The sequence below is a fragment of the Shewanella sp. SM23 genome (genome assembly GCF_025654295.1).
GTDB classification, from domain to species: domain Bacteria; phylum Pseudomonadota; class Gammaproteobacteria; order Enterobacterales; family Shewanellaceae; genus Shewanella; species Shewanella oncorhynchi.
This window is the reverse complement of sequence record NZ_JAKKRM010000005.1, coordinates 310,744-335,067: the sequence shown is the minus strand read 5'-3', so window position 1 is coordinate 335,067 and position 24,324 is coordinate 310,744. Positions and strand designations below refer to the sequence as shown.

Below are 24,324 nucleotides of genomic sequence, written 5' to 3'. Positions count from 1 at the left end.
AGCCTGTTAAGCCCATTGGCCTGGAAGTTGTTATGGCTAAAGACGGAAAAAAGCCAACCGCCCGAACAAGTCCCCAGTGTGCATTGGGCTTATCTAAGATTAGGAAAACTCGCGGGCTGGAATGACAGCAAACGAAGCGGAATTGTAGGCTGGGAAAGGTTATGGCAAGGATGGTTTAAACTGCAAACCATCCTTGAAGGTTACCAGCTAGCCTTGTCTCTTGAGCAAAAGATGTGATCAAGAGACAGGAAACTTCGCAGGGCTTTATTTTTTAACCAATAATATCAAAATTTGGGATAATTACTGGCAGGTTGCCGCGCCAATATCAACCCATACTGCTGCAACACCCGGTACATCACCTTTAGTCCAGTAACTCGCCTTCCACACACGACCGTTATAGCTAGTAGTTTGACCGCCGTTATACACCACACCCGCATCCCAACCGAGATCAACTTGGCTGAGTAGCTGCCATTGGTCTGCGGTGCGAGATGGCGTATTACCCTGCGTCCAATACTTTGCTTTCCATACCAACTGACTATGACTCACAGTATCGCCCGTGTTATACACCACACTGGTTTGCCAAGCAGGATAGTTACCGGCATTGGGATCGGTTGCATCGCACCCACCACCAACCACTTTTGGCGTCACAGTCAGATTAGTCGATGCGCTTGCATCTAAGGCACCATCGGAAACCAGCACGCTCAAACCATAGAGGGTCGCTTCGGTAACATTGGGGCCAGTAACCACTAACGTGGCACTATTTTGCCCGGTTGCCGACACGCCTGCGGGCACAGTCCAAGCGTAGGTTAAGGCATCACCATCTGCATCGGAGGCACTCGCTACTATACTGACGGTTTTACCCGCTTCAACTGTCGCAGTCGGAGCCAGAGTCACTACAGGTGCTTGATTAGGCGTATCAGCCTTGTTGGTTACTGTCACTGAATCTGTGGCAGATAACCCTTCAGGATCGGTGGCTTTAAGGCTAAAACCATAGGCGACATCGGTTTGGGTTGCTCCCAGTTGAATAGTCGCATTCGCCATATCCGCATTCGCGATGGCAACACTTGGCCCAGAGACTTGAGTCCAGAGATAGCTTAAGGCAGCGTTTTCAGGATCGCGCGAACCGCTACCATTGAGCGTAACATCGGCGGGACCGGTGACATTCACATCCGCGCCCGCATTGGCAATGGGCGCTTTATTCACTGGCGGAGTGGTGCCTTCACCATGACCTAAACCTTCGTGCATGGCATTCAGAATGTCACCATTATCGGCATCAAGTTCCCACGCAAAAAGCCCACCAAGTTGATTAGAAAGCACATATTGCCCCTTGGCTTTAACTGAACGAGCATCATCGAAAGTGATTAAATCGCCAGTAGATGCCTTGAACAAAGATGGCGCCTCGGCCGTTTCGTCATAGCTGTAAGTCCAACCACTTCCCATGTAATCGTTCGCTATCTGACGATAATCCACCACACCAGCTTCCCAAGTACCTTTTACTTTGCCCGTTGCCGTCCCCGTGAAAGGATTATTACCACTGTAGCCATTGACACCTGTCCAACCGCGGCCATACATAGCGGCACCGACCACAATTTTCCCAGGGGTCACACCTTGGCCTAACAGCGCATTAACGCCATTAGCTGTGGTGTAACGGGTATTGGGATCCCAACTCGCTTCATACAGATTGGTTTGATGGCCGAGTTCAGTATTAGTCCAACCACCATTAAAGTCGTAACTCATCAAGAAGATGTAATCCATGTACTGCTGAGCAGCCTGATAATCGACTTTTTGAATTTTATCGTCACCAGCGCTAATCGCTGAGGTCAGCTCATAGGTACGACCCGTTTCGGCGCTTAGTTCATCAAGCATAGCCCGCAGTTCACGCATCAGAGTCACATAGGTTTCACCGTCATTGGCATTACCTAAATTTGGGTTAGCGCCATTTCCCCCTGGAAATTCCCAGTCGATATCCACGCCATCGAAGAATTTCCAGGTCTGTAGAAACTCTTTCACCGAAGCGACAAAGATATCGCGCTTGGTTTTATCACCGAAGAAAAAGAAGGGATCCGAGAGGGTCCAACCACCGACCGAAGGTAAAATCTTCAAATCTGGATGTGCTTGCTTAAGTGCCATCAATTGACCGAAGTTACCTTTGTAAGGATCTGAATGCTCACTCACTCCCGCCTGCGGTATTTGAATCGCTGCCCAAGGATCGTGAATCGCAACTTTAAAATCACCACGACCACTACAGGCACGTTGCAACGCTTCGAAACTGCCTTCGATTTCTTTCAAGCTATCATTGATGCCATCACCACCACAAATTGGGGTAAAGCCATATAAAATATGGGTTAAGTTTTGCGCAGGTATCTTATCGACCGGGAATTTACGGCCGTATACGCCCCATTCGACAAAGTAACCACCCACCACTTTGCCTGATTTATTAGCATAGGGACGGTTGTTTTCTTTTAGGGGAGCATTGAGTGGCACTAAATGGCTGCCGTCGGTATCAGCCACGAGGATTTGTTTAGCATCGCTCGCCGTACAGCCATCACTGTTACACAGTTGTACTTGCATCTGATAACGGCCACCCTTGTTCACCTTAAAGTTAGCGGTTCCCGACGCGCCAGATGGGCCTTCCCAAACTACATTGCCGTTGAGTAACACTTGGGCTCTATTGCCCACATCGCCACTCCAAAGGTTCCAACTAACGGAGACATCGGCGGCATCTTTCACCGTAACTAATTGATTGTAAGCGGTAGCCGCTTGATTCACTTCAATAATAGCGAACTTAGTTTCGCCCCAACCTAAAGTCGGTTTACCGGGCGCCGCTGCAAAAACGCTGGCACTGATGGTAGATGCCAGCGCTGATGCCACTAGCAAGGCTGATGTTGAAATTTGAGTCTTGAACATGAGATATCCCTATTGAATTTTTATATGAATCAATAAGGCAAACAAAGCGTAGACAGGAAACAGCACTCTCTTAAAACCATGCAAAACGACTGACAACTGCATGAAGAAAAACCTGTGGTATCCCCGCTATCATAGGTACAGACGAACCCTTAGACCGGAGGCTTTGCGTCCCAGTTTTTCAACTGGTTTGCCTTTTACACACAATGACAACGTTGTCATTGCAAATATCAGCATAAGCGTAAGCGCAATAAAATTGCAACAAAATATTATCAACTGTGTTATTGGCTAAAATCGTAAATAGAACTAGTCATCTGATAAGAAAGGAATTATGCAAATTAAACTATCGCTAATATTTACTTTGGGTAATGAGGATCATCTGAATACTTTAAGAATAAAAAAACAGGACTCGATATGCCAAAGGCATCATAAGTCCTGCTTTATATTTCACAATTTACGTCGCTTATGCAGCTAAAACTCAATCACTAAACATTCATAGCGCAAACCATAGTCGAGCAATATTTATTATCCTTATGCGCGGGGTATTTATGATCCTTATGCGCGGGGATAGTCCCTTGCGAGCATCACTGATAAACCGCGGCAAACCAAGGTTTCCATATCATCGACACGATTGATTTTCATCTCAGCTAAGGGCGCGCTCAATGCCATTTGCTTTAAGCTTTCGAGGCAGCCTTTGTAGTAAGGAGCGCTATTCATCATACCGCCGGCAAGCCAAATTCGATTAGGATTAAATAAATTAACCGCCCACGCTAATCCCATGCCGAGATAACTGCCCGCGCGATATAAATCATCCTGAGTGGAGATTTTGCGGCTGCGCACTGAATCGCCACTGGCCAGTTGCTCTAAACTAAACTCACCAGATTCTGTCATCACGCGACAAGGCCCCAACTCCCCCGCCACGCCCGTCGCTCCCGTAAAGACTTGTCCATTAAAGGCAATAGACATACCGATCCCAGTGCCGCACATGACCAATAACTCACAGGCATATTTAGCATCACAAGTCGCTTGCATACCCGCATCGATATCGTTGCAGATAAACTTAAGCTCACCCTGGGTTTTGACTGTATCGAAGCTCAATCCATTGAGTCCAGGTAAAGATTTACAAGAAACCAAACGATTATTTTGTACCAGTCCAGGTACGGCAATCGCTAGTTGGTAATGCTGTAAATCATAATCACGTTCAAACGCCGCAATTTGATTATTTAACTCTTCAATTTTAAAACCTTCACCTGTGGGGATTTTATATTGTTCTGTATGTCCCGCGAGCTGAAGTTCGAACAGGGCTTTGGTACCGCCCACATCTATTGTTAGTATTTGCATCGCTTACTCCACTGATACATGTGCTCCACTCTGACCCCGAGTGGAGATGGCAAATGTTAGCATAGGGTCCAAATGTTAGCGATTGAATAAAACTTAAGTTGCTAATTTGTAAGGAACAAGTCCTAATTAAAACATGACCAACCTTTTATTTAATTCACTTTTCATGCTCAAAATCACATAAATAAATTAACAACAAACCCCATAACCTCAAGCGTCTTACCTGCACAAATTCACGATTGTATACAAAATCCTTTATTCGCTACCCTTGCATCTAGCGCGCTAGACTTGCGATAATCCGAGCCGGTTAAAACTCAAATCAACATAAACCTACTCATCCTTAGGCGATCTTCGCCTACCGACTCGCATAGCATGCCAGTCTCTATTGGAGCCCTTATGTCACAATCAATCGCTAACCGTCTCGGTGCTATTCGTAACGAATTAACATCTGCTAATCTCGATGCTTTTATTATTCCCCGTGCCGACGAATATCTGGGCGAATATGTGCCAGCACATAACGAACGTTTGTACTGGGCAACCAACTTTACCGGTTCGGCGGGTATGGCTATCGTATTGAAAGATAAAGCCGCAATATTTACCGATGGCCGCTATACGGTTCAAGTTCGTTTGCAAGTCGATGCCACACTTTTCAGTTATGAAAGCCTAACCGATACACCACAAATTGAGTGGTTATGTGACACGCTACCAGCAGGGTCTCGCGTTGGTTTCGATGCGCGCTTACACACCTTAGCTTGGTATGAAAATGCCAAAGCAACCTTAAATAAATCCCAAATCGAATTAGTTGCAGTTGAACAAAACCCTATCGATTTGCATTGGCAGAATCGGCCAGCACAGTCGAACGCGCCTATCACTTTGTTTAGCAACGAGAGTGCTGGTAAAACCAGCCTGCAAAAACGCATTGAAATTGGTGCATTAGTAAAAAAAGCCGGTGGTGATGTCGCCTTAATCGCCGCCTTAGATTCTTTCTGCTGGCTACTCAATATTCGCGGCAATGATGTACCACGCCTGCCCGTTGTACTCAGCAGTGCCCTGCTCCACGCCAATGGCGATATGCAGCTTTTCACCGATTTAAGCAAACTCCCAGAGGGCATTGAGGAGCATGTTGGTGCTGGCGTAAGCTTTAAGGACGAGGCATCTCTTGCCGATACACTCGCCAGCATGCAGGATGTAAAACTACTTGCCGATCCGAATTCTGCAAACGCTTGGGCACAAAACATTGCCCGTGAGGCAGGAGCAAAATTAATTGCTGGAATCGATCCTGTCGCTTTACCTAAAGCGCAGAAAAACGCCGCAGAACTGGCCGGCATGCGTGCCTGTCATATCCGCGATGGCGTCGCAGTGAGTCGATTCCTTGCATGGCTCGATGCCGAAGTGGCAGCCAATCGTATGCACGATGAAGGCACCCTTGCGGATAAATTGGAAAGCTTTCGCCTAGAAGATGAGCGTTACCGCGAGCCAAGTTTCGACACGATTTCAGCTGCCGGTCCTAATGCCGCTATGTGCCATTACAATCACAACAATGGCACACCAGCCATGATGACAATGGACAGCATCTACTTAGTGGATTCTGGCGCTCAGTATATTGATGGCACGACAGATGTGACCCGTACCATTGCGATAGGTGAAGTGACCGATGAGCATAAAAAAATGGTTACGCTGGTGCTAAAAGGTCATATTGCCCTCGACCAAGCTCGCTTCCCGAAAGGCACCTCAGGCCAGCAGCTCGATGCATTCGCCCGCCAATATTTATGGCAACATGGTTTTGATTACGATCACGGCACAGGCCATGGCGTGGGTCACTTTTTAAGTGTGCACGAAGGTCCGCAGCGCATAGGTAAAAATGTCAACGGTATCGCATTGATGCCCGGCATGGTGCTTTCCAACGAGCCGGGTTACTACCGCACCGACGATTTCGGTATTCGCCTAGAAAACCTCGTCGTAGTGCAACACTGTGAAGCACTTAAAGGGGCTGAGCGTGAAATGTATGAATTCGATGCGTTGACTATGATCCCTATGGATGCGCGCCTTATTGATAAGAGCCTGTTAACGCAAGGGGAAATAGACTGGTTTAATGCTTATCATCAGCAAGTATTCAATACACTTTCTCCGTTGATGTCAGGGGATGAATTGGCTTGGTTAACTCAAGTGACTAAAGCAATTTAGCACTCCGCTGATAAGTAGCAATTTAAGTCGTTATTTTAGTCACTTACGCGCTATAAAATAGAACGCCCAAGGCAATTAGCATTGGGCGTTTTTTTAGCGCTATCAGTGTGTTTTAAAACCCACGTCTTATTTCAAAACCATGATTTCAAAACACGATTTAAAAACATGAGTCGCTAAACCATAGTAGGTTGTGCCATCGGCTGATAAGCATCATCCAGCGATGCTTTAGACAACACTTCAAAGTCCTGATGAATTTCAATAAAACAATCGACTAATTCAGGGTCGAAATGCTGACCTTTGCCTTCAATAATTAAGTCGATAGCCTCTTGGTGGCTAAAGGGCCGCTTATAACATCGGGGAGAAGTCAGCGCGTCATAAACATCAACTAGGGCCACTATCCTCGCCGAAAGCGGAATATCTTCACCTTTCAAACCAAGGGGATAACCACTACCATCCCACTTTTCATGGTGACCCGAAGCAATATCGCGGCCCATCTGAATAAAAGTACATTGGGGCGCATATTCCAACAAACTGCGTAGCACTTGTCCCCCGATCACAGGATGAGCTTTAATTTGTTCAAACTCCTGCGGCGTTAGTTTACCCGGTTTAAGCAAAATCGCATCGGCAATACCGACCTTACCTATATCGTGCAAAATGGCCGACAAACTAATGTCTTGAATATAATCTTCGTTCAATTCTGCAGGAGGATTGGCGGCCAGTAGTCGCTGCGACGCGAGCATTTTCGAATACTGCCGCATACGTAGCAAATGCGCGCCCGTTTCGTTATCTCTGTATTCGGCGAGTTTAGCTAAGCCTAATACGGTAGCTTGGCGTGATGCTAAGGTTGAATCGAGTGCGTCAGCCAACTTACCTAATAAATAAGTAATAGTTAACGTCAACATGGCATTGGTCACGATAAAATTGACCACCACAACGGCCCAAATACCGACGCTATAACCTTGGGTTTCAGGCCAATTGAGCCAATTAAAATGATAGGCAAAACCAATCAATACCAAACTTAGCCCATTCAAACACTGGGCATATAAGCTGGCTCGATTTCCTAAAAATATACCGACTAACGGCGGGAAAATAAATAACCAGAAAAAACCTGCTCCCGAAGGGCCAATCGCAATTAAAAAACCGATGCCAATTGCATAACCCAGCAAGCAGCCACAGCCAAAACGCGTACTATCAGCAAGCTTAGGAAAATACAGTAAAAGCAGTAAAAACAGATAAGCCAGCGTATCAAATACCACCATAAACCAGAGATCGGCGATGACGCATAAATACACACTAGTGATGTATACAGGCACGCAGAGAATCGCTAGAAAGCCAAATAAACGTTCAAAAATCAAACGTCGCCAATGTGGCAGTGCCGCCGCTGTTCCCAAGGACGCTGTGGCTAATTTAGTTACACCACGCCTAAGTGATATCGCCATGGGAAGTTCCTCTTATGTAGCATTCCCGCTGTGAGCTAATAAACTAGAAGAGCAAAATCAAGATACACCACTGAAGCAAGGAAAAATAAACCATCTTTTGTTGCCCATTAAAGAATAGACTAAGGCCAATAAAGCGCTCCATGAATACTGCGATATCAAGCCGAATCAACGACATTAGTCCAATATCATCGAACATAATTTATATTTAAGATGAATGACAAATACCCACTCAAGACATAAAAGAATAACCCTATACAAAATACTAGAATTAACGATTTAACAGGATAAACGCTCGTTTAACTCCACATTCTCGCTACTTAAAAACTTTATATATTGCAATAGCTTATAAATACGACGAACGATTGATTTTCACCAGTCAGCCATGAGAAACCGCTCTCCTATACCCACACAAAAATGATACTCTTATCACATAACAAGCTTACTCCGATGAGAGTCAGCACAATAAAATTCGCGCCTAACACCGCGTCCTGAACCCTAATGAACCACATCGGCCCTGAATGGACACACTAAATGAGCCAGAGTAACGCCTCAGCAAATAAAATAGTTAATACACAGAGATCAGATCAAGAAATCCGCTTAACACCACAAGATGAACTCATTTCCACCACTGATACTCGCGGTATCATCACTTACGTCAATGCCCGCTTTGCCGAAGTATCAGGCTATAGCGATCAAGAATTAATTGGCAGTGCCCATAATATGGTGCGCCATCCGGATATGCCGAGCGCCGCCTTTAAAGAAATGTGGGAAAAACTTAAGTCAGGCCAATCTTGGCGCGGCATAGTCAAAAACCGCTGTAAAAATGGTGGCTTCTATTGGGTCGATGCCTTTGTTTCGCCCTTGTTTGAAAACGGCACTATTGTCGGTTACCAATCGGTGCGCATTCAGCCTCAAGCCGCCTACGTCACGAAAGCTAATGAGATTTACCAAAGACTCAAATTAGACAAATCCATTCCTAAACCCTTAAGTTTAATGCAAAAACGTATCGTATCTGCGGTTGTCGCCTCCACAGGTTTACTGATCGCTGGCTACTTTTGGGGCTGGGGCGTGATTATCGCAGGGGCGATTCTGATGAGTTTAAACCTCGCCATTTTCTACGATGAGGCTTTTCGTATTCCCGCTAAACTGATTGAAATGCAAACCAAATATGACTCTATCAGTCGTTACATTTACTCGGGTGCAGATACCTCTTCTATTCTCGATTTCCAGCTCATCATGCTACAGGCCAAAATGAATGGCGTACTTGGGCGCACCCAAGATCAAGCCAATCAATTACATGCCATTGCCGATCAATTAGTGGTCGCGACCGAGCAAACCTATGTCAGCCTAGATCAAGAGAAAAGTCAGCTAGAACAGCTCTCTGGCGCGATGGAAGAAATGAGTTCAACCATCACAGAAGTGGCGCAGAATACACATCTCACGTCCACCAGCATCAATACCGCCTATGATCTCTGCCTTAAAAGCAGTGCCAACATGAAGGCCAACACTCAAAAAATGGAGCAACTGGCAAAGTCTGTTGCCGATGCCACCAACAATGCCCATCAATTAAATAAAGAAGCCGAGCAAGTCGCTAATGCGATGGGCGAAATTGACTCTATTGCCGAGCAAACGAATCTCCTCGCCCTCAATGCCGCAATTGAAGCTGCCCGTGCGGGTGAACAAGGCCGTGGGTTTGCCGTGGTCGCCGATGAAGTACGCGCCCTATCGAGCAGAACCCAGCTATCGACCAACAGTATTTCTAAGAGTGTCGATAAGATGTTCACTATGCTCAACGCATGGGCCAAAGAAATGGAACAAAGCCGTCAACATGCGGAGCGTTGTGCCAGCGATATTCAACTGTCCGCCGACAATGTAAACACCATTTACCAAGAAGTGAGTGATATCCACACCTTTGCCCAACAAAATGCAGTGGCAGCCGATCAACAGCGTCAAGTGGTCAATGAGATCGCCAGTAATATTCACTCCATCACCCATGCCAGCGCCGAGAACTTAGCCGCAACCCATCTGATTGGTGATGCAGCCCATCTTCTTAAACACAATGCCGAAAAAGCCCTTGGCCTGAGGCGCACCTTCGGTTAAACATAAGTACAAGATCCAAAATACCGCAGCCTAGGTTGCGGTATTTTCTAATGTAGCGAGCTTTAATCCGTATTGTTGAGTCCATATTTTACTCAACCCTTGTATAGATCAATAAGACCTAGCCCACCTGAACCAGTGCCAAGCCTTTTATCCCCTCCTGATGAAATGATGCAGATAAAATGCCAAAACACTAAAAAGTACAGGTTTTAACCGAAATTTTTGCTATAATCCGCGCCCGCCATTTTTCTTATAAAATCTGTGTGGAAGAATGAGCCAGCCGGTACACCTCTCTCCTTTAGACGAGTGATAAAGAGGCTAGTGGCGCTTGAATGTTTGAATAAGTGAACGATAGGAATCCAAAATGAGATTTGAATCTTTTAGTTTTTCCCCCGAGATTTTGCGCGCTATCTCAGATTGCGGTTATCAACAAATGACGCCTATTCAGCAGCAAGCGATACCTGCTATCCGCCGCGGCCAAGATGTCTTAGCCAGCGCCCAAACCGGTACGGGTAAAACCGCCGCTTTCGCGCTGCCGATCCTGCAAAAGATGGTTGAAAAGCCAAGCGAAACGCTAAAGTCAAATGCCCGCGTATTGATCCTTACGCCGACCCGTGAGCTTGCAGCTCAAGTGGCTGACAACGTTACGGCTTACTGCAAATACTTAAACTTCAGCGTCTTAACCATTTACGGCGGCGTAAAGATTGAGACTCAAGCGCAAAAGCTGAAACGCGGCGCCGATGTGATTGTTGCCACCCCAGGTCGCTTACTTGAGCACCTTACCGCCTGTAACTTAAGCCTGTCGAACGTCGACTTTTTAGTGCTAGACGAAGCCGATCGCATGCTCGACATGGGCTTTAGCGCCGATATCCAAAAAATCCTTCAAGCGGTAAATAAGAAACGTCAAAACTTGTTATTCTCGGCCACTTTCTCAAGTGCGGTGAAAAAACTTGCCAACGACATGATGGTTAAACCGCAAGTGATCAGCGTTGATAAACAAAACACTACAGCCGACACCGTTAGCCAAGTAGTTTATCCGGTTGAACAACGCCGTAAACGCGAACTGCTTTCTGAGCTTATCGGCAAGAAAAACTGGCAACAGGTATTGGTATTTACTGCGACCCGTGAAGCCGCCGATACGCTAGTCAAAGAATTAAACTTAGATGGTATCCCATCTGAAGTGGTCCACGGTGAAAAAGGCCAAGGCAGTCGTCGCCGCGCACTGCGTGAGTTTGTGGCGGGTGATGTTCGGGTGCTGGTTGCCACCGAAGTCGCCGCCCGAGGTCTGGATATCCCAAGCCTTGAATACGTAGTCAACTATGACTTACCTTTCCTCGCAGAAGATTATGTACACCGTATCGGTCGTACAGGCCGTGCAGGAAAAACAGGCGTAGCCATTTCATTTGTGAGCCGCGAAGAAGAGCGCACGTTAGCCGATATCGAAAAATTGATTGGCCAACAGATTCGCCGCGTCACTGTGCCAGGTTATGAAGTTGGCAGCCGCGAATTGCTATTAAAGCAATTACAAACCCGCCGCAGTTTTGCCAAAAAGCAACAAAGAACCGACAACGTCGGCGCTCAAGTTGCTGCTGAGAAAAACATGCAGGGCCGCCGCGTAAAAATGAAGGTTGGTCAAGCACCGAGCAAAGCGAAAAAGCTGAAATAAACAACTAACATAGGCAATGCACCTCGCCTATCAGTCTCGTTATTAAAGCAAAAAGCGTCCCAAGGGACGCTTTTTTATTGAGCCGAATTAATGAGCTATAAACCATAGGCTATAAGAGTGACTCGCTCTCAAAGATGGCTTATCTCAGTCCGAACTCTGTGACGAAGTCAATACTTAGCCTACATAACTGAGGCCGATCACTTATTCGAAAAAACCACCAAATAACTGTTTAAGCCTTTGCTCATCAATGGGATTTTCGCCGCGCCAACCCGCTAGCGGTAAGATGATGTCAGAGCGGATACTGCCCGGGTATTTGATATTGCAGATCGCTTCAAATGGCGTAAATGCTTCATAAAGCGGCGTAACATAGGAATTTGGCATGATGCCAAGCTCAGCTAACACCGTCAGTTGGCCACGGAAACTGTACTTTTTAAATTGAGGAATAATCTTGGCTTTCTTCACCCTTTGCTCGAGTTTTCCGGGTGTTTCATCTAAAGGAGCCTGACGGATAGCTTCAATTAACGCACTGAAGATGGCCACATCCTCTATACTGGGTTTACAAGGCGATAGCGTACAAAACTCTTGTAATTCTATGAGATTGTGCGCCCAGCGCTCGTTCCACACACTGCCAGCGTAACAGGAAAAGATTTCTTGTCCCTGCTCAATCCAGTTAACGCGCTTGATGGAACACACAGGACAAATGTCACTATCGGTTGCCATCGAATGTTCTGGTAGCGCCTTAGCAAACAAATAACTGAGAATGGGTTGACGACCGCGAGGGAAGCTTGAAAAACCACATAAATAGGCCGCCAGTAAATTCTCCAGCGCAAGATTCGGCTGCTTTAGTATCGCTTTATAGCCGAGCACCACATCATCATGACTCAGCTTAACTCGGTCGTTGACCGGATAGCCACTCTGTTCAATCAATGCGATTTCAGCATCAGATAGGCCTTGATAGGAGTAGATATAAGTTCCCGTATCGACATCAAACACATCGCCATTATCGATTCTTTGTTGATAACCATGCTCGTCTTTGCGGTACGACTTTTTATAATAGACTTTCTTTAACGCCTTAAATAATCCCTTATCCATTTACCACTTTCCTATTGAAAAAATTACCAAACATCACTTCAGCCTTTCAAGGCTGTGGCAATACTATCACTTTCGCGTTCAGCGCCCCACCTTATCTCAGTTAATTAGCAGACTCGATTAGCTTACTCAATTAGCCCATGTTATCGGCTCACACCATTGACTCATATGAGACTAAAACGAGCTTTTGGGTGATTGAGCAATCATTGCTTTAAAAACACCACGATATCTGGATACACACTGCAATAAATTGCAGCATTCGCCGTTCTTATAGCTGTCATCCCCATTCACGACCCAACAAGCGTACAAACCAGAGCCAATCGCTTGAATTGATAGAATAACCCATAACTAAGAGAGATTACTTATGCCGTCCCTACTACAGCGCTTTTTATTGACCACCAGCCTACTGCTTGGCAGTTTTACCACGCTAGCTCAACCTATCGCTAAGGATGAATATTCGGTTAGCCCACTGCTCAATGGCGAACAAATTCCCGCAATTACCTTACAAGATATGAATGGCCAAAGCGTTGATTTAGCAGAATTAACCCAGAAAAAACCAACCATTTTCTTCTTTTACCGTGGTGGCTGGTGCCCATTTTGTAACAATCAAATGGGGCAACTAAAAGCGATTGAGCCTGAGTTATTAAAAATGGGCTTTCAGTTAGTGGGAATTTCACCCGATACGCCAGCTCAACTTAAGGCTTCGGCGGCAAAAAATGAGCTTAAATATCTGCTGCTTTCCGATGAAAAAATGCTGGCATCCCAAGCCTTTGGTTTAGCTTTTTACACTAGCGAAAAAGTGACTGAAACCTATACCGCACGCCTTAAGCTCGAGAATCCTTTATGGATCACCCCTGAAGGTGCCAAACGTTTAGTCTTACCTGTACCCGCCATTTATATCAGCGACGACAAAGGATTGATTCATTTTCAATATATCAACCCTAACTACAAAGTGAGGCCCGCGCCAAAGCTGATTTTAACCGCCGCGAGTTTGGTGGGATCGCAAGAATAAATATCGGTTTAACGACCGCTTTGCTAAACTAGCTCCGCCGCAATCAATATCGTCCAAGTTCAAATAGATAACATCACTTCAGCCCGCGGCGGAGTCATAATGAATTCTCAAACCTATAACCAAGCTGTGCTCGAACTCGCCCTTGCGGGTCTTGCCGATTTAACCGCTTCAGCACAGACCAAGAAAGCCCAGCGCACCTCCGCGCAGGAAAGTCATTTTTTGTGTAATTGGATGGTCGAGTCCTTAAAGGAAAAACGCTTTTCTAAACTGGTAGCCGACGATCTCACGGCTTGGATACGTTTGGCTCGCAGCCAAGGTGCGGGCGCCGAACTCAAGCGTTTACTAGAAAAGATAGTGTATCAATATCAATCAGTTGAGACATCAGAGCAAGCGTTGGGTACGGCATTAAATGCTATGATAGAAACTTTAAAGCAAGCCGAATGGTTGGTCTTTACTGACACTGAAATCAGCGCCAAGCCCAAACTCGATGCTGATGGTCAATCTAGCTTAGTCATTGATGCAAAAGAATTTAACCAACATATTAAAGACAATCAATTGGTCAAACCAATCAACTTATATGTCCGCGCCGATGAACAGACACTAACGCGTATCGCCCTGTCCCATGGGTTATTACTGAGCCAAGGCAACAAGAAAACCAGTTTGATTAAGCACCATAAAACCTATCAAATTTTCCCTAATAATCAGCAGCCAGCTTTGTGTCAGCTATTGGCTTAAGGTGTAATAGCGAAAAGCAGAAAATAGCTTGAATATGACGGATGTGACTGATTGTGATCCAATAAACAATTCATTCACACAGTTTAGATAGAATGACCATCGGATAGGTCTTGGCTAAAGCAGAGATAACAAGGATAAAAGCAATATGGTTAAGCGATGTTTGCAGTATAAACACTTAGTTCGATTTGCCTTGTTCACCCTTTGCTTGACTCAACAGCATGCCTTTGCGGAACAGCTCAAATACAATATCACTGGCTCCTATTCTTGGTATCCGTATTTTATCGGTGATCAAGCCGAGGCGCCGGGGATGATCACTGAGCTTATTCCGATGATTTTATCTATGGCTGAAATCAAAGGTGAAATCCTCGCCCTGCCGCCAAAGCGCACCAATAATGCGCTAGAAACCGGTCAACTCGACTTTGATATCGTCAGCCCTAGTTGGTTTGAAAAGCAGGATTTAGGGCCGCTGTTTGTCAAATCGGCCCCCATAATGCAAATCACTGAATATGTGGTCACATTGCCAGAGAATGTCAGTAAATATAAGGATATCAGCCAGATAAAAGGGCAAGAAATCGGGACAGTGCGCGGTTATTTATACCACGACGATAAGGACTTTATCCGTGCCGACTTTACCTCTGAGCAAGAGTTAGTCAAAGCCTTAGATAAACACAGAGTCGATGCGATTATTTCCGGTAATTATCCAGCCTTGTATTGGTCGACTCAGTTGCGGATCCCTGTCGCCCTTGCGGCGGTGCATTCCGATGGGGACTTAGTGTTTAGGTTACGTAAGGAACATGCCGATTTGCTTCCTGCCATCAATCAAGCCATAGCGACACTGAAGGCCAATGGTAAAATTGACGAAATCATCAAAAAGTACACTCAAACGCTGGCAAGCTAATCTTACGCTAGCTATATGAAATATTTGCGATAAAAAAGCGCCCGAAGGCGCTTAATCAATATCAATAAGGTCGCAGAATCTCAGTTTGACCATTCACAAGGATCATAATTAGCGAGGACGGCCGCATAGCTGTGACTCAATCCCAGAGTAGAGTAGTAATAACCTTTCCCCTGATTGTCCACTGCATAATGGATATCCTCGGCCCCAAGCTGTTGCGGCAATTGCTCACGCACATTGGCTAATGTAGGCTCATCATAAAGATAGGGGGCAAACGTCAGTACACTCTCCAGATAGACCTCAGTATGGCGGCAACTATTGCGACGGATCTGGGCAATAATCGCCTCAAACGCTTCACCCCGCTCCAATGCTAACCATTGCTCAGCGTAACGTTCAACTATGCTTCTGTCGGAATAGAAGAAATACCGCTTATCCGACAAACGCATCTGCACATCCTTGTAAGCCTCATTGAGGATCAGGCGAATATAACTGTTAACCGTTTGCTCACTATCCCACTCGAGCCCTGCCACGGCGGCGATTTGCTCCGCCGTGACTAAGCGTCCGTGTTGGCTAAATACCCTGATATAACCGACAAGTTCAATCATAGTGTCCAACTATAGTGTTCAACTGGGTAACAGGCCTCGCGCCGCCAATCTATCGGCAACAAAACCTAGGCTAAACTTGTCGAGCGTGGCCCGAGTTGGCGCACCGGTTTGAATATCCCAACCAAAGGCTTCATAGAACATATCCAGCGCCGTTTGCATGTCAGCGCGGTCCATCTTGATGGTGCCCTCTTGACCGAAGTTTTTATCTGGATTCAAATCATAAACCCAGTCACTGAGGACATCATGCTCTTCGCGCATATTGCTTTCATTCATTTGCAATACGGTTAAGGCACGGTGTAAATGCAGCACTCTTTCTGCCTTAAAGTCCAATTCCGTTTCTGTAGTTTCAATCCCAGTCACTAAACTGAACATCTGCGATTCAATGGTGCTATCGCCTTCATAGTTGCGATTTTTATCCGGTGATGCCAGCAGTGGGAACATCCAATTACACAGTGTCAGAGAGTCATGTAATACGTTTTTCACCAGCGACCATTTTGCAAAACGGATCTTAGCCGCATTGATTGGGGTATACCAATTCACCTTATCGAATGCACCTTCACCCCATTTTTTCTCGGCAATCGCCACTGTCATATCGTGTGGCAAACCACTGTTAACTATGTTGATGTGGGAATGGCACTGAGCATCACGGTTAAAGACGACGTTGATTAACGTACCCACCTGACCCGCGGTTTCACTAGCATGGTGCACGGCAGCATTGGTTTTCTTGTTGAATACCTTAGTGGCACTTTCTTTATGAATATCCCAATTACCTAACTTGGGATTGGTTCCATCTAACCCCCAACGCTTGATCAAATCATATAAGCCGTCGGCCATATGGGAGATTTCACCTTCTTTAAACGCCACTCGGCGATAAAAATCAAGTAAGAAAGCGGGATCTTGGTTATCCCAAAGCGCCCAAGGAATACTGTTAAATTCATCTTCAGGTAATAAATGCTTAAACATATCCTTTGTTTTTAGGAATTTAAATAGATGAGAAATGGAGCCATAGTTACACCAAATACCATAGTCATCGAGAATATGAGCCCCTAAAGCGCCCGCCATCGCATGTGCTTCTGTACCATTTTTGGTGCCCATTAAATACTGTGGTACGAGGAATCCCATACAGACGTTAGATATATGTTCGGTTTTACGACCGTATTTGCTTTTCAATTCAGGGACTTTTAGCTCGCAGAAGCAACGTATTGGGCATGAATGACAGCCTCCCGTACGCTTCATCCACTTATTGGCGTATTCCACACCTATGTAACTTTCTGCCATCGAAGTTCGAAACCCAATACGATTGCGTTCATTCCATGGCACTTCGCCTAAATCGATTTCTTGATCGGCAGCGCCCCACTTCAAACCGGGCCGAGATTTCCAGCGGCTGATGGGTGCTGAGTACTCAGCCCAAGATTGCGGCGTTGAAGGAACGACACCATTATTGTTGGCACCGATAATACCTAAAATATGGTCATCTAAGGCACGCATCTTTTCATTATTGGCGGCGATTTTAACGGCGCCAGTGCCGATAATGCCGATCCCTTTACAATTTTTTGACCCCATTACCGAGCCATGACCACCTGCTGAGTGCCCGCCCTGAGTCATAATGACAGAAAGAGGCACTTGGTTTTCACCCGCTTGGCCAATCGCAGCGACTTGTGCATTAGGTCCCATCATTTGCGCAATCATGGCGTGGGTATCAAATATACCTTTACCCCATAGGGCGTCAGCAGGTTCAATCGTGACCTTATCATCCACAATTTTAAGCCACACAGGACTGCTCGCTTTGCCTTCTATTGCAATCGCATCGAAACCCGCAAATTTCATTGCGGGTGAAAAATGCCCACCAAAGTGACCATCGGCAATCAGATGTTTTTCAATGACGGGACTACGGGAAGTAATGGTTGTTCGTCCAGTACAAATAACGCCTGAACCCGTTAATGGTCCGGCAGAAAAGACAATAATATTATCTGGGTCGATTGCTGTAATATTATCCTTATGATCATCCCACAATATTTTATAACCAATCCCCATACCACCGATGTAGTCATAATATTTATTGATTGGCTCATACCATATATGATTAGTTGTTAAATTAACTCTGAGGACTTTACCCGCCCAACCACCTATTTTATCACTCATATTATTTCTCCTGAATTTAAGAAACTAAGCCGGTATATTTTTCATATTGTTCTAATGCAGCTTCAGCCTCTTCCCAGTTATAAAATTTAATTGCACCTGTAGGACAAACTTGCGCGCAGGCAGGTTTACCGTTACATAAATCACATTTGACGGCTTTCATTTTACTGCGAACAACTTTAATGACTTGCTGAGGACACTTATCTGCACAATAACCACATCCGACACAACGTTCTTCATCAATCACTTTGGCGCCAGTTTGTTCGTTCGTTGAAATAGCTTGCTGTGGACAAACTTCAGTGCAAACTTCGCAGTGGCGACAAGTGGAAGGAACAACGGTTTTATCGCCGCATTCTCCTCGTTGTATTTCATAGTCAAATTGCACACCATGTGGGCCATAGTTCATATTTCTTTCTACTTTGACGCGGGCAAGTGTCGGACTGCTATCCCCTTCATGGTTCCAACCACAGGCAATTTCACAGCGTCTGCAGCTAACACAAACCGTAGGGTTCACCACCATGAGTCCACCAGGCATGACTTCTACTATCTCTTGGCTATTACTGTCACTGCCACAACCGGTCAGAAAACTTATTAATGTTCCGCTATAAACTGTACCGACAGCAACGCCCATACCGCCTTTAAGCATTCCTCTTCTGGTAATCATATTTGATCCTTTATTAGTCAAAGCAATATAATTAAAATATGCATACACTTTGATTCCCGACAATTTATGCTAAAGTAATTATGTCTTTGATTTTTAACCTGCGTCACAATTACCCATATTGGGGCATTATTAGATCAAGTTACACGACATGCATCAGAGTAACGCTTTCAAGAATTAACAATTAAACATCTAGCAAATTTAAATAATGCCTCACTTCAAATTACCTTAATATAATTAACAAATAACTTTTAAACTTGGTTAATTAAGTGCAACTCGACTCATAACTAAGCTAATATCTATACCGCATACATTCCGATTAGAGTCCCGACAGAATCTAATTAAAAAGGAATGGAAAATGATGAAAACGAATACCCGTTCTCAATGGAAAATCTTTACGCCAATGGCAGTCGCAGTCTGTCTGATGACAGCCTGTTCCGATGGTGACGATGGGAAAGAAGGACCACCAGGGATTGTGAGTATCAGCATTGAACAAGCGGATACACTCAAAGCGACAATAGAAAATGTGGTTATCGATGCACAAACTCATGTTCAGGTCGATTTCTTCCTCAGCAATGCCAATGGTATTGCGGTCACAGGACTAGAAAACCTGAAGGAGCTAGATACCTTAGCTGTCGGTATTGCCAAATTAGCACCGCCGCAGGAGCACTATCAAATCACCCAAACCGCGGCTAATGCTATGGCAACAACTGGCGCTGAAGTCACTAACTCTGCAGCAAGCGCGACAGATGCTGCGTTGCAATGGACCAGTTACATCAATAATCAAATAGAACCCGCCACAAATGCCCAAGCGAATGCACAAACTCAGTGGCAAGCAGGCATTGAAAGCAGCTGTAAAACGGCTTGTCTAACCTCCTTAGGCGCGGGCCAATACCGTTACACTTTAAGTAAACCACTCACGGGTTACTCCCAATTTACGGGGATAGATACCCAGTACTCGCCTGAGCTCACCCACAGGATTTACCTAGAGTTAAAACCGTTAGCAAACAGCCCAATCGACACTCAGTTGATCAACAGCGTGTACGATTTTGTGCCCGCCACAGGACAGACCGTCGCGGCGGATATGGGCCGTAAAGTGATCGCGCCGGAACAAGCCTGTTTTCGATGCCATAACCCAGACTTAGCCAATACCGATACTCGCCTTTTGATGCACGGCAATAAACGTTTTGCCTTTGAGGGCTGCGTTGTCTGTCACACGACTTACTCTGGCGATCCTGAAACGGGTAATAGCCTTGATATGGCGACATTGACACACCAGATCCACCAAGCCAAATATCAAATTATCGGTTACAAGGGACAGCTATATGACTACGCCAATGTGACCTTTCCCGGTGATATGACCCAATGTCAGCAATGCCATATTCCCGGCGCAACGGCGCAAAGTGGCAGTAATAATATCCCCAGTAAAACCGCTTGCCTTGACTGTCACAAAGCGCAAATTCCCGCAGATTGGAATGGCACTGTAGCGGGTTTATTCCACAACAGGGAAATTTTTGCCAACCCATGGGCACTGGGTTGTAGCGGCTGCCACCCTGATAGCACTAATCCTGAAGGTGTCGGGCTTTTCCACAATGCCGCCGTTAAAACAGCCACTAAGCTGGTGAGCGATTACCAAGTTAAGTTACTGAGTTCGCAGCTAAGCGTTGAAGCTAAGACCCTTGCAGTGACATTGCAAGTGCAGCAAATGGAGCAACTGCCCGCCAGTCAACCTATGATAAAATCCTTCTGGTTGATTGCCACAGGTGAAACAAATAGCGCGAACATGCCAATCAATAACGGCCAGCGTAAAGTGTGGGATTTATTAGCAAACACGAGCGACGTCGCCTTAAAAATTACCGCGCCCAATCAGCTAACAGTCACTATATCTAACCTGTCGGCTGCCGATTTTGGCGATCTGAGTCAGTCAAAACTCTACAGTAAACTGGTGCTCTGTGCCGATAAAAATACCGGCTTTGCCGTTAACTGTAATATCGCAAATCAAGAGGTGAGTCTCAGTGCCATTAATTCGCTAAGCCTGCAAGGTCAAGCTGTTACAGCAAAAGCTAAGGTCGATGAACAGGCCTGTCGCCAATGTCATGATCAAGGATTAGAAGATAGAGTTCTGTCGGCGCATCAAATGAAAGGAATTTTTGAACCCAATAGCAGCTGTGGCACCTGTCATGCACCGCAAACAGCAACCGCACTGACCGATGGGCAATGTCAAAGTTGCCACAGTAATGATGCGATTATGTATCTCAATGCCAATGTGATGCATACTCCTGGGGCCAGCCAAATCAAGCCCTATCGCACCATCAACAATACTTTGAGCTACAGGGAAATGGTGCATTCACTGCATGCGGGAACCCGCACTGTAGTGGGTTTTGATAACCCACGTCCCGAACTCACTTACCCTAATGCAAAAAATAACTGTAGTGTTTGCCATAGCGCAGGACAGCTCAGTCTCGAGGGGCTAAGTGCACAGCAATCCCTGTTAGTTGCGACACCCGATGCAGCCAACATAGGGCAAATTGCCGAGTACTCACCAACCTTAGCAACCTGCACGGCATGTCACACGCTTATCGATAGTTTAGTCGTCCATGCACGCAGCTTTGGCGGAGTTTACCAAAGCGATGCCAGCGGTGGTCGAATTTACCAATCAGGACAGGAGTCATGCGCAACCTGTCATGCCGAAGGTCGCTCATCGGGGGTCGACAAGGTACACAAATAAGCCGTTAGATTTGATTTAATGCAAAAAAAAAACCGCTCACCATAATGGTGAGCGGTTTTATTTCATTCGTCCTATTTATCAATCTTTTGTCCGCACAAGGCTCAAAAGAGCAACGGCGAGCGCTTTACTTGATTTGACTTAGTTTAATGTCGTTGAGATTAAGGCTTGAGCACACTTTGGCTCTCTACTACCTGCGTTTGGCTATAGTCCTTAGGTCTAGAGTTCGACAAGGTCACACCACTTAAGGCTTCGGCGGTTAAGGTGTTATTGCCGTTCAATAAATCATTCAAAGTTCCAGAGTCGCCATTCACTAACCCTAACTCCCTGAGCATGGCATCGATAACAGGCGCATTGGCGCGATAGTTTAACGCTGCACTGGTCACTTGCTCTGCGATACCACCTTGATGGTGAGCACCTTCGCCACCCGCAGCAAATTGATGACCTGCACTATAACCTTGAAGAATCTTAATACCTTCGATATTTTCTAACGGCTTAACCGCTTGAGCCACGATTTCAGGCAAGGCCTTCAAAATGGCGAGGGATTTTTGCAGGGCAATCTGCTCATCACTCAAGACGTTTTCAGCTTCGTAAAGCGCTTGTTTACCCGCAGCTTCAACGGCATACACTTTTTCATCCGCTTCGGCCTGCAGTTTTTTCGCATCGGCACTGGCGCGCGCTTCAATCAGAATCGCACTCGATCTGTCTTCAGCTGCACGTTTCTCAGCTTCGGCCTGCACTGTTACGCCGACTGCATCACGCTCAGCTTCCTTACGAGCATCAATCACTTCAATCTCTTTGCGACGATTAGCTTCTGCCACTTGGCGCGCTGTGATTACCGCTTCTTCTTTTTCAACTTTCAGTTTTTCGGCTTCAGCTGCACGGGCACGAGCTGCTGATTCTTCTTCAGATTTGGCCGCAACCGCAATGCGTTTTTCCTGCTCAGAAACTTCGATATCCCTTTGCTGTTGAATGCGCGATTGCTCAATCGACTTATACTTTTCAATCTCACGGGTTTCGATATCTTTGGTCTTTTCGATTTCAGCGGTTTCAATGGCGCGCTCTTTAGCAATCTCGGCTTCGCGTTCTTCACGGGCCTTGTTTTCTTTCTGCTTAATAATCTCTGCTTTTTGATCGGCGCGTTTAAATTCGAGTGACTGTTGCTGGATCAAGCGCGCTTCTTCTTCCGACTTTTCAATCTCTAGGGATTCCTTTTCAGCTTCGAGGTTACGCTGCTCGATCTTAATGCGGTTTTCCTGCTGAATATCGTTGGTTTCTTTGCGTTTCTCTTCGATAATCTTCGCCAGACGCGCACGACCTTCGGCGTCAAATGCGTTGTTTTCATTAAAAAACTGCAAATCAGTTTGATCGAAACCCGTTAATGAAACCGATTCGAGTTCGAGACCGTTTTTCTCCAGATCGTTGGCGACGTTATTTTGCACCCGTTGCACAAAATCGGCACGCTGCTCATGCATTTCTGTCATGGTCATTTCGGCGGCCACGGCACGCAGCACGTCGACAAACTTAGACTCCATCAGCTTTTTAAGCTCTTCAACGCGGTTTGTACGCGTGCCTAAGGTTTGCGCTGCCATTGAAATACCATCGGAATGTGGGGCTACACGCAAGTAGAAATCGGCCTTCACATCGACACGCATTCTGTCCTTAGTGATCAGCGCATCTTTCTGGGTTTTCTCCACTTCGATACGCAGAGTGTTCATGTTTACCGAGATGGTTTCATGTAATACAGGCAACACAATAGCGCCGCCATCTTTAATGATTTTCTCACCACCAAAGCCGGTACGCACAAAGGCCATTTCTTTAGTTGCACGTTTATATAACTTGGCGAAAATTAACCCGATCACAATCAGGCCGAGTAGCACCATACCCGCAACGAGCAAAATAAAACTACCGGATGAACCTACGTTTGTTAACACATCCATTTGATTTCCTTTCAATTGATTTATGGCTTGGGAAGATTAATTATCAAAACGCGTAGCAGACCAGACGCGGCCTTCTCGCTTAAGCAGCACGACTTGAGTGCCTGAGGCAAACTCGATATCCGAAGTTTCGGGCTCGACTAAAACGTAATGTTTTTGTTGATGTTTATCGCGAACGACAGCTTCAGAGGGCATGCCTTTAATTGCGCAACCTAAGGTGATAGTGCCGACATAGCCGCTAAGATCATCTAGCGAGATCGCACTCGATTCATTTTTAGGCAAATGATCAGCAAGTACTCGGCCAAAATAACGGCAAGAAAATGCACTAGCGACAATAGCAATGGGTAAAGTGAACAGTTGCGGCAGTAAAAAACCGGCAAGACTAACACTGATAAAATTGACGATATAACCCGCAATCGCAAAACTGGTCAGCGCAAGCACAAACCAAATAAGTAATGGGAGTCTATTTAGACACAGCCAACCGGCAATGCCCGTGAGTCCACCCGCGCCCACATCAGCATCATATTCCACATCAGCAGGCACCCATTGGTCTAACGCACTTAACATGCTTAAACCTATGAATAATGCGAAGACTTCAAACACACCAAGGGCCAGTACGCAGGCAAAAGCTATGGTGTAAGGTAAATTAGGCTGTTCAACTAAAAACGCCCACATAGTCATCTCCTTGAACAATACAGCATTCCATTTATTTCACTGTAATTATCGACTTAACCACAACAGAATAGCAAGGCAAGCACAATTTCCAAACTAAAAATTGTCCCTAAAATAGATTTTGACTATCACTCTGCTGCGCCAAAATCGCGTGGCCATCTTCGCTACGAGTACCCTATCGAAAACCACTTTAACACTGCAACTCTCTTTTTAACTTAGCGCGCTA

At 45.8% G+C, this 24,324-nt stretch carries 16 protein-coding genes, 1 pseudogene and 1 riboswitch; of the genes and pseudogenes, 8 read left to right on the top strand and 9 right to left on the bottom strand.

The genetic code is table 11. From position 1 onward, the window contains the following. Positions 1-237, top strand: a pseudogene (locus L5L98_RS09545) (IS4 family transposase); the annotation flags it as partial. A gap of 63 nt (positions 238-300) precedes the next feature. Here L5L98_RS09545 and L5L98_RS09540 read toward each other — a convergent pair. Together L5L98_RS09540 and L5L98_RS09535 are read right to left on the bottom strand one after the other, a co-directional pair. Beyond that, positions 301-2,907, bottom strand: a complete 2,607-nt coding sequence (locus L5L98_RS09540) for a glycosyl hydrolase family 18 protein (protein ID WP_263140293.1) — start codon at positions 2,905-2,907, stop codon at positions 301-303. Between the two features lie 113 nt (positions 2,908-3,020). Then, positions 3,021-3,109, bottom strand: a riboswitch (cyclic di-GMP riboswitch). Between the two features lie 350 nt (positions 3,110-3,459). Then, positions 3,460-4,245, bottom strand: coding sequence for an ROK family protein (locus L5L98_RS09535; protein WP_028761333.1), 786 nt, complete (start codon positions 4,243-4,245; stop codon positions 3,460-3,462). 393 nt (positions 4,246-4,638) lie between these two features. Here L5L98_RS09535 and L5L98_RS09530 point away from each other — a divergent pair, with 393 nt between their 5' ends. Beyond that, positions 4,639-6,426, top strand: a complete 1,788-nt coding sequence (locus L5L98_RS09530; protein ID WP_263140291.1) for an aminopeptidase P family protein — start codon at positions 4,639-4,641, stop codon at positions 6,424-6,426. A 173-nt stretch (positions 6,427-6,599) separates the two neighbouring features. Here L5L98_RS09530 and L5L98_RS09525 read toward each other — a convergent pair whose 3' ends face one another. Then, on the bottom strand, positions 6,600-7,865 hold the full coding sequence (locus L5L98_RS09525; RefSeq protein WP_028761335.1) for an HD-GYP domain-containing protein: 1,266 nt from the start codon (positions 7,863-7,865) through the stop codon (positions 6,600-6,602). 531 nt (positions 7,866-8,396) lie between these two features. On the opposite strand from L5L98_RS09525, the gene L5L98_RS09520 reads away from it, so the two are divergent. Both L5L98_RS09520 and L5L98_RS09515 read left to right on the top strand, forming a co-directional pair. Continuing rightward, positions 8,397-9,965 carry a methyl-accepting chemotaxis protein gene (locus tag L5L98_RS09520; protein WP_263140287.1) on the top strand — a complete coding sequence of 523 codons (1,569 nt, stop codon included), beginning with the start codon at positions 8,397-8,399 and terminating at the stop codon, positions 9,963-9,965. A gap of 361 nt (positions 9,966-10,326) precedes the next feature. Beyond that, positions 10,327-11,628: a DEAD/DEAH box helicase gene (locus L5L98_RS09515; protein WP_028761337.1), complete on the top strand. Its 1,302-nt coding sequence runs from the start codon at positions 10,327-10,329 to the stop codon at positions 11,626-11,628. A 201-nt stretch (positions 11,629-11,829) separates the two neighbouring features. Here the strand turns inward: L5L98_RS09515 and L5L98_RS09510 are convergent, their stop codons facing one another. After that, on the bottom strand, positions 11,830-12,720 hold the full coding sequence (locus L5L98_RS09510) for a hypothetical protein (RefSeq protein WP_219254073.1): 891 nt from the start codon (positions 12,718-12,720) through the stop codon (positions 11,830-11,832). A 361-nt stretch (positions 12,721-13,081) separates the two neighbouring features. Here L5L98_RS09510 and L5L98_RS09505 point away from each other — a divergent pair, with 361 nt between their 5' ends. The 3 genes from L5L98_RS09505 to L5L98_RS09495 all read left to right on the top strand — a co-directional run bounded on the left by L5L98_RS09505 (position 13,082) and on the right by L5L98_RS09495 (position 15,362). After that, positions 13,082-13,729, top strand: a complete 648-nt coding sequence (locus tag L5L98_RS09505; protein ID WP_263140285.1) for a peroxiredoxin-like family protein — start codon at positions 13,082-13,084, stop codon at positions 13,727-13,729. 99 nt (positions 13,730-13,828) lie between these two features. Beyond that, on the top strand, positions 13,829-14,464 hold the full coding sequence (locus L5L98_RS09500) for a DUF2913 family protein (RefSeq protein ID WP_263140283.1): 636 nt from the start codon (positions 13,829-13,831) through the stop codon (positions 14,462-14,464). Positions 14,465-14,609: 145 nt separating this feature from the next. Beyond that, positions 14,610-15,362: a substrate-binding periplasmic protein gene (locus tag L5L98_RS09495; protein WP_263140282.1), complete on the top strand. Its 753-nt coding sequence runs from the start codon at positions 14,610-14,612 to the stop codon at positions 15,360-15,362. An 80-nt stretch (positions 15,363-15,442) separates the two neighbouring features. On the opposite strand, the gene L5L98_RS09490 is transcribed toward L5L98_RS09495, so the two are convergent. Genes L5L98_RS09490 through L5L98_RS09480 form a run of 3 tightly spaced genes read right to left on the bottom strand, consistent with a single transcriptional unit; the run spans position 15,443 to position 18,767 of the window. Continuing rightward, positions 15,443-15,964, bottom strand: coding sequence for a hypothetical protein (locus tag L5L98_RS09490; RefSeq protein WP_028761343.1), 522 nt, complete (start codon positions 15,962-15,964; stop codon positions 15,443-15,445). Positions 15,965-15,982: 18 nt separating this feature from the next. Continuing rightward, positions 15,983-18,106 carry an aldehyde ferredoxin oxidoreductase gene (locus L5L98_RS09485; RefSeq protein WP_105251825.1) on the bottom strand — a complete coding sequence of 708 codons (2,124 nt, stop codon included), beginning with the start codon at positions 18,104-18,106 and terminating at the stop codon, positions 15,983-15,985. Positions 18,107-18,122: 16 nt separating this feature from the next. Beyond that, positions 18,123-18,767: a 4Fe-4S dicluster domain-containing protein gene (locus L5L98_RS09480; protein ID WP_105251824.1), complete on the bottom strand. Its 645-nt coding sequence runs from the start codon at positions 18,765-18,767 to the stop codon at positions 18,123-18,125. A 355-nt stretch (positions 18,768-19,122) separates the two neighbouring features. Between L5L98_RS09480 and L5L98_RS09475 the strand changes: the two genes are divergently transcribed. Next, positions 19,123-21,492 (top strand): OmcA/MtrC family decaheme c-type cytochrome, encoded by a 2,370-nt coding sequence (locus L5L98_RS09475; RefSeq protein ID WP_263140278.1) that lies wholly within the window; start codon positions 19,123-19,125, stop codon positions 21,490-21,492. Between the two features lie 158 nt (positions 21,493-21,650). On the opposite strand, the gene L5L98_RS09470 is transcribed toward L5L98_RS09475, so the two are convergent. Then, the gene (locus L5L98_RS09470; protein ID WP_263140276.1) at positions 21,651-23,429 is read right to left on the bottom strand and encodes a flotillin family protein; all 1,779 of its coding nucleotides are present in this window, start codon (positions 23,427-23,429) and stop codon (positions 21,651-21,653) included. A gap of 36 nt (positions 23,430-23,465) precedes the next feature. Further along, positions 23,466-24,101, bottom strand: a complete 636-nt coding sequence (locus L5L98_RS09465; protein ID WP_028761348.1) for a YqiJ family protein — start codon at positions 24,099-24,101, stop codon at positions 23,466-23,468. Positions 24,102-24,324 lie beyond the last annotated feature (223 nt).

Bases quoted from the DNA above. Each gene is read 5' to 3' on its own strand.
- L5L98_RS09540 (WP_263140293.1), bottom strand. From the start codon at position 2,907: ATGTTCAAGACTCAAATTTCAACATCAGCCTTGCTAGTGGCATCAGCG.
- L5L98_RS09535 (WP_028761333.1), bottom strand. From the start codon at position 4,245: ATGCAAATACTAACAATAGATGTGGGCGGTACCAAAGCCCTGTTCGAA.
- L5L98_RS09530 (WP_263140291.1), top strand. From the start codon at position 4,639: ATGTCACAATCAATCGCTAACCGTCTCGGTGCTATTCGTAACGAATTA.
- L5L98_RS09525 (WP_028761335.1), bottom strand. From the start codon at position 7,865: ATGGCGATATCACTTAGGCGTGGTGTAACTAAATTAGCCACAGCGTCC.
- L5L98_RS09520 (WP_263140287.1), top strand. From the start codon at position 8,397: ATGAGCCAGAGTAACGCCTCAGCAAATAAAATAGTTAATACACAGAGA.
- L5L98_RS09515 (WP_028761337.1), top strand. From the start codon at position 10,327: ATGAGATTTGAATCTTTTAGTTTTTCCCCCGAGATTTTGCGCGCTATC.
- L5L98_RS09510 (WP_219254073.1), bottom strand. From the start codon at position 12,720: ATGGATAAGGGATTATTTAAGGCGTTAAAGAAAGTCTATTATAAAAAG.
- L5L98_RS09505 (WP_263140285.1), top strand. From the start codon at position 13,082: ATGCCGTCCCTACTACAGCGCTTTTTATTGACCACCAGCCTACTGCTT.
- L5L98_RS09500 (WP_263140283.1), top strand. From the start codon at position 13,829: ATGAATTCTCAAACCTATAACCAAGCTGTGCTCGAACTCGCCCTTGCG.
- L5L98_RS09495 (WP_263140282.1), top strand. From the start codon at position 14,610: ATGGTTAAGCGATGTTTGCAGTATAAACACTTAGTTCGATTTGCCTTG.
- L5L98_RS09490 (WP_028761343.1), bottom strand. From the start codon at position 15,964: ATGATTGAACTTGTCGGTTATATCAGGGTATTTAGCCAACACGGACGC.
- L5L98_RS09485 (WP_105251825.1), bottom strand. From the start codon at position 18,106: ATGAGTGATAAAATAGGTGGTTGGGCGGGTAAAGTCCTCAGAGTTAAT.
- L5L98_RS09480 (WP_105251824.1), bottom strand. From the start codon at position 18,767: ATGATTACCAGAAGAGGAATGCTTAAAGGCGGTATGGGCGTTGCTGTC.
- L5L98_RS09475 (WP_263140278.1), top strand. From the start codon at position 19,123: ATGATGAAAACGAATACCCGTTCTCAATGGAAAATCTTTACGCCAATG.
- L5L98_RS09470 (WP_263140276.1), bottom strand. From the start codon at position 23,429: ATGGATGTGTTAACAAACGTAGGTTCATCCGGTAGTTTTATTTTGCTC.
- L5L98_RS09465 (WP_028761348.1), bottom strand. From the start codon at position 24,101: ATGTGGGCGTTTTTAGTTGAACAGCCTAATTTACCTTACACCATAGCT.